Source organism: Steroidobacter flavus (assembly GCF_042651805.1).
Taxonomy (GTDB): domain Bacteria; phylum Pseudomonadota; class Gammaproteobacteria; order Steroidobacterales; family Steroidobacteraceae; genus Steroidobacter; species Steroidobacter flavus.
Genome location: NZ_JBHSDU010000015.1, coordinates 659,353 through 671,694, shown reverse-complemented (window position 1 = coordinate 671,694; position 12,342 = coordinate 659,353). Strand labels below are relative to the sequence as shown.

At 62.2% G+C, this 12,342-nt stretch carries 8 protein-coding genes; 4 read left to right on the top strand and 4 right to left on the bottom strand.

The window, feature by feature from the left end:
* Nucleotides 1-186 precede the first annotated feature (186 nt).
* Nucleotides 187-2,559 (top strand): DUF6351 family protein, encoded by a 2,373-nt coding sequence (locus ACFPN2_RS30700; protein ID WP_380603849.1) that lies wholly within the window; start codon nucleotides 187-189, stop codon nucleotides 2,557-2,559.
* Nucleotides 2,560-2,613: 54 nt separating this feature from the next.
* On the opposite strand, the gene ACFPN2_RS30695 is transcribed toward ACFPN2_RS30700, so the two are convergent.
* Nucleotides 2,614-3,633, bottom strand: coding sequence for a zinc-dependent alcohol dehydrogenase family protein (locus tag ACFPN2_RS30695; RefSeq protein WP_380603847.1), 1,020 nt, complete (start codon nucleotides 3,631-3,633; stop codon nucleotides 2,614-2,616).
* Between the two features lie 137 nt (nucleotides 3,634-3,770).
* On the opposite strand from ACFPN2_RS30695, the gene ACFPN2_RS30690 reads away from it, so the two are divergent.
* Nucleotides 3,771-4,676, top strand: coding sequence for a LysR substrate-binding domain-containing protein (locus ACFPN2_RS30690; RefSeq protein ID WP_380603845.1), 906 nt, complete (start codon nucleotides 3,771-3,773; stop codon nucleotides 4,674-4,676).
* Between the two features lie 19 nt (nucleotides 4,677-4,695).
* A complete protein-coding gene (locus ACFPN2_RS30685) occupies nucleotides 4,696-5,304 on the top strand; it encodes a putative quinol monooxygenase (RefSeq protein WP_380603843.1) in 609 nt (202 codons plus the stop codon).
* A 2-nt stretch (nucleotides 5,305-5,306) separates the two neighbouring features.
* Here the strand turns inward: ACFPN2_RS30685 and ACFPN2_RS30680 are convergent, their stop codons facing one another.
* Nucleotides 5,307-7,790, bottom strand: a complete 2,484-nt coding sequence (locus ACFPN2_RS30680) for a PQQ-dependent sugar dehydrogenase (RefSeq protein WP_380603841.1) — start codon at nucleotides 7,788-7,790, stop codon at nucleotides 5,307-5,309.
* A 263-nt stretch (nucleotides 7,791-8,053) separates the two neighbouring features.
* Here ACFPN2_RS30680 and cls point away from each other — a divergent pair, with 263 nt between their 5' ends.
* A complete protein-coding gene (gene cls / locus ACFPN2_RS30675) occupies nucleotides 8,054-9,331 on the top strand; it encodes a cardiolipin synthase (protein ID WP_380603839.1) in 1,278 nt (425 codons plus the stop codon).
* Here cls and ACFPN2_RS30670 read toward each other — a convergent pair.
* Complete coding sequence (locus tag ACFPN2_RS30670; protein ID WP_380603837.1) at nucleotides 9,319-10,341, bottom strand: ribonuclease Z; 1,023 nt, start codon at nucleotides 10,339-10,341, stop codon at nucleotides 9,319-9,321. The genes cls and ACFPN2_RS30670 overlap by 13 nt on opposite strands.
* Before the next feature lie 43 nt (nucleotides 10,342-10,384).
* The gene (locus ACFPN2_RS30665) at nucleotides 10,385-12,211 is read right to left on the bottom strand and encodes a monovalent cation:proton antiporter-2 (CPA2) family protein (RefSeq protein ID WP_380603835.1); all 1,827 of its coding nucleotides are present in this window, start codon (nucleotides 12,209-12,211) and stop codon (nucleotides 10,385-10,387) included.
* Between the last annotated feature and the right edge of the window lie 131 nt (nucleotides 12,212-12,342).

Here is a 12,342-nt window from a genome sequence, read left to right as displayed (position 1 = left end):
TACGCGTGAGCATGATCAATTGTGGCAACGTCAATGCGCTGTCAATGAAGCGTCAATGTTTTGTGATTGCAATCCCAAGAGGCCGGGAGTATTTCTAGATCACGCGCCATCGGGCTTAGATCACGGTGCGCGAAATCTACAAACCTCGGCCGCGGTTCGAGGGAAACATCAGACGGGGGATATTTCATGACGACGGATCATCGTCGATGGGTATGGGCAACGATTGCGTTGCTCGGCTCCGCGCTCAGTCAGGCTCACGATAGGGACGAGCACGATTGGGGCGGCAAGGGCAAATCGGTTGAGTTACGAGTGCTTTCCAGTCCAGCTCGATATGTTTCGGGCGGCGATGCCCGGATCGAGGTGCGCGTGCCGCCCGGCCTGCAGAACAAGGTCGAGCTGTATCTGAACGGCCGCCGTCTGCAGGCGGATCTCAAACCTGTTAGCAAGGACAGTGTACAAGGCGTGATCACCGGGCTCGCACCGGGTGAGAACCGGCTGGAGGCCTTGATCAAAGGGCGCTGGGAGCGCGACGCGCTCAAGCTGACCAACTATCCGATCACCGGCCCCATGTTTTCGGGGCCACAACAGTATCCGTTCGTTTGCACGACCACGCAGAGCGGCGTCGGTCAGCAGCCTGTTATCGAGACTGCGACGCCGCCGGGCACGCGCGTGTTCGACAGTGCCGGCAACGTCATTGGATACAGTCGCGATTGTTCGGTCCAGACCGTTGTTACTTATCTCTATCGCACGACGGGTAATGCGTGGGCCGCTCTGCCGGCCGATGGCAGGCGCCCGGCGGATCTGGCGCAAGTCACATTGCCCGATGGCCGCGTCGTCGACTTCATCGTGCGTCGTGAAATCGGCTCCATCAATCGGTTCCTCTACAGCTTCGCGATGCTCGCGCCGGCCGGCGAAAAGCCGGGCAAGCCCGACCTGAGTCGCTGGAACGGGCGTTTGCTCTATTGGTTCCAGGGCGGTGTCGCCATCGGTCATTCGCAAGGCACGGTCCACAGCGGCTCGCTGAACCCGGACATTCTGCGGCTCGGCTACGCCATCGCGCACTCGAGCGGCAATAACACCGGCACGCATTACAACCTGCAGCTGGCCGGCGAGACCATGATGATGACCAAGGAGCGCTTCATCGAGCGCTACGGCGTGCCGACCTACACCGTCGGCCTCGGCGGTTCGGGTGGTGCGATTCAACAATACATTCTCGGCCAGAATCAGCCCGGGCTGCTCGATGCGTTGCTGCCCGTGCAGTCCTATCCGGACATGGTGACGCAGACCATCCATGTCGGCGATTGCGAGCTGCTCGAGTACTACATGGATGCGACCGATCGCGCGAATCCGAAGTGGCGTGTCACCAAGAATCGCAGCTGGCTGGTCGGCATGAATGCGGAAGAAGGGTTCGACAAGGTGAACGACCCGCTGGCGCAACTGAAGGTCGCGCTCGGCTACAGCACGGCGCTCGGCACTACCGAATGCGTGCCGGCGTGGCGTGGGCTATCGCCGCTGGCGATGAACCCGTGGTACGGACAAGCGCCGAACCAACAGAACTTCGAGCCTCAGTCCGACATCGCCGCGATCCGTTGGACGCACTGGGATGATCTGCGGAATATCTATGGCGTCGATGAGACGGGCGCGGCGCGGCCGACGTGGGACAACGTCGGCGTGCAGTACGGCTTGCGCTCGTTGCAGGAGGGCAAGATCACGTTCGAGGAGTTCCTGAATCTGAATTGGAACATCGGTGGCTGGAAGCAGCCGAGCGAGATGGTGCAGGAAGGCTTTCCGTTCTTCGGCACCTCGGCGACCGAGATCAACAAAGCGCTCACCGTGCCGGGTTACTTCGACCCATGGAGTCGGCGCAATATGAATGTCAGCACCGATCCGGCAAAGCCGGCGCCGCGGACCAACGGCGACCTTCGCGCGGTTCGCAATGCTTATAAGTCAGGCATGGTGTTTCATGGACAGCTCGATCGGCCGACGATCGATCATCGTCAGTACATGGAGCGCGAGCTCGACATGCACAACGTGCATCAGAGCTTCGCCGTGCGTCAGCGCGTTCTGGAAAGAATGGGCAACAGCGACATGCTGGTGATCTGGTTCACCGACACGATGCCCGGCGTACCGAAGGCCAGCCAATCCCTGGAGGCCATCGGCGTGATGGAAGAATGGATGCGAAACATTCAGAAGAATCCGAGCAAGGGCATTCGTCGCAACCGGCCGGCACGCGCCGTCGATAGCTGCTTCGATGTCACGGGCAAGTTGATTTACGCGGGCGACGACGCTTGGAACGGCATCCTCGACGACAAACCCGCCGGTCCATGCACGCAACGCTTCCCGATCTACTCCACGTCGCGCATCGTCGCCGGTGCGCCCATCGAAGGCGGCATTTATAAGTGCGCGCTGAAGCCGGTGGACAAGGCGGTCAAGCAGGGCGTGTATGCGCCGTGGGCGCCGACGCCGGAGCAAGTCCAGAAATTGAAACTGATCTTCCCTGACGGCGTCTGCGATTACAGCCGGCCGGATCAGGGACGACCCTGGAAGAAGTGGGATTGACGAGCAGGTGAGGTGGGCGCCCTCTTTTCAGGAGGGCGCCACACTTTATCTGGTTCAGCTCGCGACTCGAATCACGAGCTTGCCGAAGTGCCGTCCGGCCTTCAGATGCTCGTAGGCCTGCGGGGCATCATCGAAGGTGAACTCGCGATCGACCACGGGGCGGATCTGAGTCGCTGCCATGAAGCGCAGCAGATCTTCGAGCATCACACGGCTGCCGACCATGAAGCCGCTCAGTCGAATGTAGTTGCGCAGTAGCGCGATTGGCTCGATCGGCGTGCCGCCGAAACCCGCAAGGCCGCCAATCACCGAGACCGTGCCACCCATGCGAGTGGCGATCAACGAGCGTGCTAATGTGCCAGTGCCGCCGACTTCGACGGTCAAATCGACGCCGCGTCCATCGGTCAGGCGCCGCGCCTCATCCTGCCACTCCGGCTGCTTGCGATAGTTGATAGTCGCATCGGCGCCCAACGCGCGGGCGCGTTCCAACTTCTCGTCGCTGGAAGACGTGATGATCGTTCGCAGTCCCGCGGCCTTTGCCAATTGCAGAGCGATGATGGACACGCCTCCCGTACCTTGTAACAGCACGGTTGCGCCTGGCTTCAGTCCGCCGTCGATGAAGAGCGCGTTCCACGCGGTCGTGCCCGCGCACGACAACGTCGCGGCCTCGGCGTAGCTGAGATATGAAGGAATGCGAACCACCGCGTCTTCGTGTGCGACGAACGATTCCGCCAGCGCGCCGTTGATGTGCGTTCCGAACGTGTGCGCCGTCTTGACGGGATCCGGTGCACCATCGATCCAGCCAGGGAAGTAGCTGTGGGTCACGCGATCGCCTGGTTTGAAGCGCGTGACACGAGCGCCCACCGCGACGACTTCGCCAGCGCCATCGCCCAGCGGCACCAGGGGCGCGTCTTTGAGATTGATGTAGTCACCGCGCGCAAACATCAGATCGCGGTAGTTGAGCGAAGCCGCGTGAGTCTTGATGAGTACTTCGTGGGGCGCGGGCACGGGGGTCGGAATCTCAGCGACCCGTAGGTTCGGGATCCCGTCACCGGGACGCAGTTGATAAGCCTTCATCGGATTTTCCTGGAGTGAGCGACGTAGCCGCCGTGAGTTGCTACGATATCGGAGCGTTTTCGTCCCCATTGCGGAGAAAGCGTCCTTGGATTGGTGCCTGCATGGCGCCAATGGGGTGAGTCTCGGGAGATCCGGTCGTGAACGAGCGGTTGAATGGCGTGGGTGTGTTCGTTGCCGTCGTGGAGGCAGGCAGCTTCGCGGTGGCCGCTCAGCGCCTCGGGGTCACACGCTCGGCGGTCGCGAAGACCATTGCGAGATTGGAGCGGCGTTTGAAGGTGCGGCTTTTCAATCGCACCACTCGCAAACAAAGTCTCACCGACGACGGGCACGCGTACTACGAGCGTTGCGTTCGCGCGCTCGCCGAGTTGGAAGCTGCCGAGGAATGTTTCGAAAGCGGCCGGACGGAGCCGGCGGGCAAGTTACGCGTGACGGTGCCGGTGTTGTTCGGGCGGCATTGTGTGGCGCCCATCCTGCGGGCCTTGGGCGAGCGTCATCCTGAGTTGCAACTGGAAATCAGTTTCAACGATCGCGTCGTGGATCTGGTGGAGGAAGGATTCGATCTGGCGGTCCGCGTCGGCCCGTTATCCGATAGTTCACAACTGGTGGCGCGCCGACTCGGAGTGCAACGCATGGGCATTTGCGCCGCGCCGGAATATCTCGTTCGCCACGGCCGCCCCGCGAATGCGAGCGAGTTGAACGGTCATCTGCGCATCGCCTATCTCAGCGCCGGGCGCGCGGCGGCGTGGCGAGTGTACGGCGATGACGGGGAAGAATTGTTGCCTCAGGTCAAAATCCGACTCGGCTTCGATGATTTACAAGCCATTGCGGATGCCGCGATCGCCGGGGCCGGGCTGGCCTGGTTGCCTTGCTGGATGATGAGCCCGGAGGTCAAAGCGGGACGACTCGAGGTGGTCGTGAGCGGCGATCGCCTGCCCGGGACGGAGATTCACGCCGTCTGGCCGCGCATGACCCACCTACCGTTGAAAGTGCGTGTAGCGGTGGACGCGCTGGTGAGCGAGATTCCCCACATGCTGGGTCGGTAAGCTGCGCTGGAGGTGCCTCATGGCCACCGGACTCCTGGTTCGATTGGACGCTCAAGCCGGCAAGGAGCGCGAGGTTGAGCAGTTTTTGAAGTCGGCGTTGCCCCTCGTGGAGGAGGAGATCGGCACTCGCTCCTGGTTCGCGGTGCGCTTCGGGAAGGGCGAATACGGCATCTTCGATACCTTCCTGGATGACGCGGCTCGCGATGAGCATCTGCTGGGCCCGGTCGCCATGGCCTTGCAGCAGAGTACTGACTTGTTCGACAGCGAGCCTCGGGTGCAGAGGATCGAGGTGCTGGCGGACAAGATGCCGGTGAATCCGACGCCGCAGGACACGAAAGGCCTGTTGCTCACGTTCAAGGCCAAGGCCGGTCATGAGATCGAGGTGGAGCAGTTCCTGCGCGAAGCCCGGCCGATGGTGATGGAAGAGCCGAACACGACGGCCTGGTTCGCCATCCGCACCGAAGACGGCGACTATGGCATCTTCGACGTCTTTCCCGACAACGGTGCGCGCTTCATCCACCTGATGGGCCATGTGCCGCGCGAGCTGGCGAAACATTCCATGTCGATGCTCGGCTCGGTGCCCGAGCTGCACATGGTGAACGTGCAAGCCGAGAAGCTCGGCGTCTGACCTCAGTTCGCACGGACCGCCACGTCGTCGAAGCCCGCTTCGATGACAGTCCCGCCGTTGCTGGTGCTGTCTGCGGCTTCGAATCGCAGCGTGATGGTCTGCCCGGCGAATCGCGACAGATTGATGGATTGCGAGCGCCACACTGCGCCGACGTTGCTCGATGTCGCCGCCTTCTGAAACAGAGTCACCGGCACGCCATCGGATCCGACCGCACGCACACGGAAGTAGTCGGCGCTGGTCGCCGTATCGATGTGAGCGAGGAAATATCTGAAGGTCAAGGTCACCGTCCGGCCCGAGGGCAGCGCAATCGACGGCGACTGCATCGACGTCAGACCCTCATCGATATCGTTAACGCCAGCGTTCACGCTCGCAGTCAGTCCGGTGATCATGCAAGCGACACCGCCGGCGCAGTTGTCTGGCTGCAAGGTCACGCTGTTCTGCGTGGTCGGTTGCGGATCGCCTCGTTGCCACAGCCCACTGGTCGCGGTATTGGCGCCAGGCGTGCGAACCCAGCCGCGTGCCGATTCGAAGTCATCCTCGAACAACGCGGACTGTCCGCCACTCTGCAGCGTCGCGGTGTACGTCGTATCGTCAGTCGGCGTCACGATGTCGTGCGATTGAGAGCCGCTGTCGGACCACGATCCGAACTGGTAAGTCACACCGCCCGAGACTTGCGGGCTGACCGCCCCGATCGTGCGAACGATGCCTTCCACGCCGGTGAAGGTATGCGGCGCGGTCACGGGTACGCCATCAAGCGTCAGTTGCGCATTGGGAATATTGCTGGTGAGCGTGACGACCGACGTGCGCGGGTGAATGTCCACGAAAGTCGTATCGGTCAGTCCTTCAGAATCGCGCACGGTCAGGATGAGACGGTAGAAAACGTTCGCTGACGTTTCACCGCGATCGGCAATCGTAAACGACCCGTTCGCGATGCCGCTGGTCTCGGGCAGGTGCGGATGAGTGTGATCGTCGTGATGGAAGTCCACGCGCCACGTGAATGCGGAAGCGGGCAGGGCGCCGTCCTCTGGATCGGTGGCTGAGCCAGAGAACGTAAATGTTTGACCGCCACGATACAACGTTCCCGACACCGGCGAGATGATCGTTGCGTCCGGAACGCCGTTCGACAGCACAGTCAGCGTTGCGGTGTTGCTGGTCACCGAACCGTGGGGATTGGTGATGGTCACGGAGATCAGCGCGCCGTTATCGGCGGCTGTCGTAGACTGAATCGTGTACGAGGCCTGAGTCGCGCCCGAGATCGGGGCGCCATTGCGAAGCCACTGATAGGCCAATGGCTGCACGCCGGAGGCGGAAACCGTAAACGTCGCGGGCTGGCCGGCGGACACCGACACACTCACGGGCTGTTCTGAAATCGACGGCGCTGAGTTCGCCGTGTACTGCACTCGATACAACTCGCCGCCGTTGCCTCGGGCGAGGTAGTAGAGCGAGCCATCCTGGCCGGTCTCGATGTCGACCAATCCAGCGATGCCGGTCGCGAATCCCGTCGCGGCGCTGTAGGCCGGCGGGTTGAGTGTGCGGATGAAACCGCTGCAGTAGTCACCAAAGAAATAACGGCCCGCATACTCCGTGGGGAATTGCGAAGCGGTCGGCCGATAGAACGTCGCGCCAACAATTGCGCAATTGGAGCCCGCGTTTGCGTAAACGTAAGCCGGATAACGCACACCAGCGACACCGCCGGGTGCGAATCCTTCGGTTTGAGGCCAGCCGAAATTCGCACCGGCGACGACGTGATTCACTTCTTCCCACGCATCCTGGCCGACATCGTTCACATGAATGCGCCCGGTCGCGGGATCGACGGCGAAGGTGTATGGATTGCGCAAGCCGCGCGCCCAGATGGCTTGATTCACCCCTGTCGTCTGACCGAGGAAGGGATTGTCTTCTGGGATCGAGCCGTCCGGATTGATTCGCAGCAGCTTGCCATGCGTGACGTTCAGGCTCTGGGCGTTGGCTGAATCGGAGTTGTCGCCGGTGGCGATGTACAACTTGCCATCGTTGCCGAACGCGAGCGCGCCGCCGTTGTGAATGTACGCTGTGCTGAGTGGCGAGAGCTCGATCAACTGCAATTCGCTGCCCGCGGCGGCCACATCGGGATTGCTGGCGCTGGCAGTGACGCGGACGACGCGGTTGACCCGCGGCGGTGCTGTCGGGCTCGTGTAGTAGAGATAAACATACGGCGTGGTCGCGAAATTGGGATCGAGCGCCACACCGAGCAAGCCACGCTCGCCCAGGGTGTTCGTGCTCAATGTGACGAACGGCTGGCTGAGCAGCACGCCATCCCGGATGACTCGCAGCGCGCCGGTCTGCTGAGTGACGAAGATCCTGCCGTCGGGCGCGACGGCCATGGCGGTTGGGCCGGCGATGCCGCTGGCGACGCGTGTTTCCGTGAAGCCGGCTGGCAGCGTCGCTGCATGAGTGACTGCTGCCAGCGACAGGCTCGCAATAGCCGCGAGCGTTCGTCGAATCCCCATTTCGTCCTCCGCTGACGGGCCAGGCCACGTCCTTGCTGGAGGCGAAAATTAGGCAACCGAGGCCTGAGGCAACAATGCGTACAAGCCACCGGCGCAAGGAACTTTGCCGACAGGAATTTCGTTTCTGATACGTGTTGTCAGCAACGTACGTGAGGGCGGGGGCCACGGCGTCGAAGCGAGCTGCGTTCACGGCATCGCTACTAATTTCATTGGTGCTGTGTTCGGCGTGCGCGTCGAATCCTCGCGTCGAAAAACCTGAACAGATGCCGCCGATCGTCTCGAAACAGCGAGTGCTGTCGGAGGACGAGAGCGATCCGTTATTGAAAGCGGCGCTGGAGGAATACAAGGGCGACGCAGCCGTTCGCGAGCTGGTGACCGCGGTCCGTCAGAGCTCATCGATGCCGTTGACCAGCGGCAATCGCGTCGGCGCGCTCATCGACGGTCCGCAAACTTACGCCGCGATCGAAGCGGAGTTGAAAACGGCCAAACATCACATTCATCTCGAGACCTTCATCTTCGGCGCCGACGAGATCGGCCGGCGCTTCGGCGATTTGCTGGCGCAAAAGCGCAAGGAAGGTGTGGAGGTCCGTGTCCTCTACGACAGCATCGGCAGCATGGACACGCCGAAGGATTTCTTCGAGCAGCTGCGCAAGCAGGGCATCGAAGTGCGCGAGTTCAGGCCGATGAATCCGGTGAAGAACCCGCGCATCTGGGACATCAACAACCGCGACCATCGCAAGATCATCGTGGTCGACGGCAAGGTCGGCTTCGCCGGCGGCATCAACATCGACAGCACGTATTCCAGTCCGTCATCGAGTCGTCCAGGTCCGAAGCGCGGCATCGAGGACGGCTGGCGCGATACGCATATGCGCATTCAAGGTCCCGCGGTGAAGCAGCTGCAGACGCTGTTCCTGCAGTCGTGGGCCGAGGCGGGCGAGCCGCTGCAAGCGAAGGACGGCGATCAATATCTGCCGCCGCCGCGATCCGCGGGCGACACGTTGATCACCATCGTCAGCAACGACAGCGAATCGGACGATCGCTCGTTGTATGGCACTTATCTCGCGGCATTCACACACTCGAGCAGCCGGCTCTGGATCACCCACGCCTATTTCGCGCCCAATCCGGAGCTGTTGCAGGCACTGGAGGGGGCGTCGCGTCGCGGTGTCGATGTGAGACTCGTGGTCCCGGCATTTACCGACTCGCGGATCGTGCTCAACGCGACGCAAGCGACATTCACGCCGCTGCTGAAAGCGGGCGTGAAAATCTACGAGCTGAAGGACGCGCTCCTGCATGCCAAGACGGTTGTGATCGACGGCACCGTGTCCATCGTCGGCTCTGCGAACCTCGACATGCGCAGCTTCGTGCACAACGATGAGGTCAACGCCATCGTCGTCGATCGTGAGTTCGGGCAGCGCATGGAGGAGGTGTTCAAGCGCGACGAGCGCTCGTCGCGGCCGGTGACGTTGGAACGATGGGAGAAGCGGTCGCTGTGGCAGCGGATGAAAGAGTTCGGCGTGAAGCTGTTCGGTTACTGGATCTGAGCGCCTTGCCACGCTCGTAGGAACTCAGCTCGCTGGGTCGCTTCATCATCGTGATAGCGCGACGAGAAATGAAACGGCTGCGCTTCTTTGACGGAGGCGAGTCGTGCAATCGTTCCGGCTTGCGTGGTCGTAAGGTGGGACTTGCCGGCGGCCAGCGCCTCGTCCGCCTCCAGGAACACGGCTTCGATGAACAGCAGGTCGGCGTTGGCGACAAAGGGAATGACGCGGGCTCGATTGTTCTCTGTCCAGCCCGTGTCGGTCACGTAACAGACCTTCTGGCCGGGAACGAATTCCAGCACGTCGCGCTTCAGCTCTCCTAGCGAGAATGTCTTCTCGCGCGAGCCATCGCGCGTTCGCCATCTGACATTGACGGGCGTGTCGTCGGGCGCGCCGGCCCTTGCCAGCTTCTTCAGTTCGGTCAACCAGGGGCCGGTGGGAAGGCCACGGCTCTCCAGCTGATTCTTCCACACGTTGATGTGCGTGCTCTCCTCGAAACAGAAGGCGAGAGAGACGATATCGTGGTGCTCGAGCGCGACGGTGCGAACTCGAAACTGTTCGTCCTCCAATAACACACCGTCCTTCAGGACTGTCTCTGGCAGCGGCTCGCGGATGAATTTATCCCGGCTCCGAAAGCAGGCTCGAGCGACGCTGCCATCGGCGCGCAGTTCGTGCGCTTCGATGATGAAATCGACGCTGTAGTTCTGCACCAGATTCCAGGTGTACGCCGCAAGCTTGTGCTCGACCTGCGAGATGAAATTCGCCGGGCCGTACATGCGCACGCCGGTGTCCCGTCCCAGGCACACACGGAGCAGGTGATCGAACCCTGCGAAGTGATCCATGTGCGTATGACTGACGAACACATCGCTCACTCGCAGCAGGATGCGCGTGGAAAGCGATTGCACATCGCCAATATCGAACAGCAAAGCGCGCCGCTGAAACTTCAGGTCGATGCAAACGCCGGGATCGCCCCAAACCCCGTTGACCAGCTTGGCGTGGTAGATCGGCCGCATGCCCGGGCAACGCGGCCGCCACGGCGAAGTTCCTCAGGTCCGGTTATGTGGGACTCTCACTGGGCACTTCGTTGAGTGCCTTGCCTTCCGTGCGCGGTTTGCTGAATGGCGTCGGGCGCGATGGCGTCTGCGGTGTATTCCGTAGCAGCATGCCGAGGCCGGCTTCATAGCCGCCGCCTGCGATTTCGAGCGCGAAACGTTCCGAGTCGCGCTCCCGGATGCCGGCCAGAATGTCGGCGATCTCCGATTCGCTCACATCGAGCAGACGCAAGGCCGCGCCTCCGGCTTGTAGTGCCGACTCGAACGTCTCTCTGATCTGATAGTCGACGCCCGCGCCGACCAGCAGCCGCGCGTGCTCGCGATCGAAGGCACGCACCAGCAGCTTGGCTTGCGGAAACTCGGAGCGCACCAGCTCGACGATGCGATCGGCAGTGGCTCGATTCTCGACGCAGACTGCGATCTGGCGCGCCTTGCCGGCACCCGAGGCTCGCAAGACGTCGAGTCGCGTGCCGTCGCCGTAGTACACGGTGAAGCCGAACCCTTGAGCGGCACGGATCATTTCCACATCGGCATCGATGATGCTCACTTCGACACCGCGCGCGAGCAGCGCCTGACTGACGACCTGGCCGAAGCGTCCGAAGCCGATCATGAGCACGCTGCCTTCGAGTCCGTCCGCGATGGGAATGCCGTCCATCGACTGGCTCGCGGGCTTGAGGAAACGTCGGACCACGATCACGACCAGCGGCGTCAGCACCATCGAGAGCACGACGACCGCGGTCATATTGGCGTTCACGGTTTCATCGATGAGGCCGCTCGCCGCGGCTGCGCCGTACAGGACGAACGCGAACTCGCCACCTTGTGCCATCAGCACCGCACGATCCAGCGCTTCATGGTGTGAGCTGTGGGTCGCTCGCGCGACGAGATAAATACACAGCGCTTTCATCGCCATCATGGCCGGCACGGCGGCGGCGATCAGTGTCCAATTCTCCGATACCACTTTAAGGTCGAGGCTCATGCCGACGGCCAGGAAGAACAAGCCCAGCAACAAGCCACGGAACGGTTCCACATCCGCTTCGAGCTGATGACGGAAGGTCGATTCGGACAACAGGACGCCGGCGAGGAACGCACCCATCGCCATCGACAGCCCGCCCATTTCCATCAACAACGCCGAGCCCAGCACCACGAGCAGCGCGGCGGCCGACATCACTTCACGCGTGCGTGCCAGCGCCAGAATGCTGAAGAGAGGATTGAGCAACCACACGCCGGCGGCAATCAAGCCCGCGAGCGATGCGATGCCCGTCAACATGGAAATCCAATGCGGCGCGCTCGTTTCGGTCGCCGTGGTCGGCGACAGGAAACTGACCAGCGCCAGCAACGGCACGATCAACAAGTCTTCGAACAACAGCACCGACACCATCTTCTGTCCATGAGGGAGCGCGATGTCGCCGCGCTCGGCGAGCAGTTGCATGACGATAGCGGTGGAGGTGAGCACGAAGCCGGCGCCGCCGATGAAAGCAACCACCGGCGAAAACCCGAAAGCCATGCCGACGCCCGTGAGGCCGAGCGTACAAGCCGCGATCTGCAGCGTTCCCAGGCCGAAAATCTGTCGTCGCAGATGCCACAGATGCGACGGCCGCATCTCCAGGCCGATGATGAAAAGGAACATCACCACGCCGAGCTCAGCGAATTGCAGGATGGCGTGCGGGTCGGAGAACAGGCCCAGGCCGAAGGGACCGATCAACAGCCCCGCCGCGAGATAGCCCAGCACCGAGCCGAGGCCGAGCCGCCTGAACAGGGGCACGGCGATGACGGCGGCGCCCAGCAGGGCGACGGCGCTGACCAGCATGTTGGAATCGTGTTCGGGGGCCATGGGGAGCTCGAAGCGGAAAAGGGCGGATGATAGGCGTGTGCGGGATTTAGCGCGACTGTCCGGCCGCTGCGTGACGGCTCGAACGGCAGGACGTCGGGGCCCAGGACTCAAACGGCCCAAACAGAGCCGCG

What these genes read in the sequence shown, in the direction of transcription:
- ACFPN2_RS30700 (WP_380603849.1), top strand. Translation starts at nt 187, where the DNA reads ATGACGACGGATCATCGTCGATGGGTATGGGCAACGATTGCGTTGCTC.
- ACFPN2_RS30695 (WP_380603847.1), bottom strand. Translation starts at nt 3,633, where the DNA reads ATGAAGGCTTATCAACTGCGTCCCGGTGACGGGATCCCGAACCTACGG.
- ACFPN2_RS30685 (WP_380603843.1), top strand. Translation starts at nt 4,696, where the DNA reads ATGGCCACCGGACTCCTGGTTCGATTGGACGCTCAAGCCGGCAAGGAG.
- ACFPN2_RS30680 (WP_380603841.1), bottom strand. Translation starts at nt 7,790, where the DNA reads ATGGGGATTCGACGAACGCTCGCGGCTATTGCGAGCCTGTCGCTGGCA.
- cls (WP_380603839.1), top strand. Translation starts at nt 8,054, where the DNA reads ATGCCGCCGATCGTCTCGAAACAGCGAGTGCTGTCGGAGGACGAGAGC.
- ACFPN2_RS30670 (WP_380603837.1), bottom strand. Translation starts at nt 10,341, where the DNA reads ATGCGGCCGATCTACCACGCCAAGCTGGTCAACGGGGTTTGGGGCGAT.
- ACFPN2_RS30665 (WP_380603835.1), bottom strand. Translation starts at nt 12,211, where the DNA reads ATGGCCCCCGAACACGATTCCAACATGCTGGTCAGCGCCGTCGCCCTG.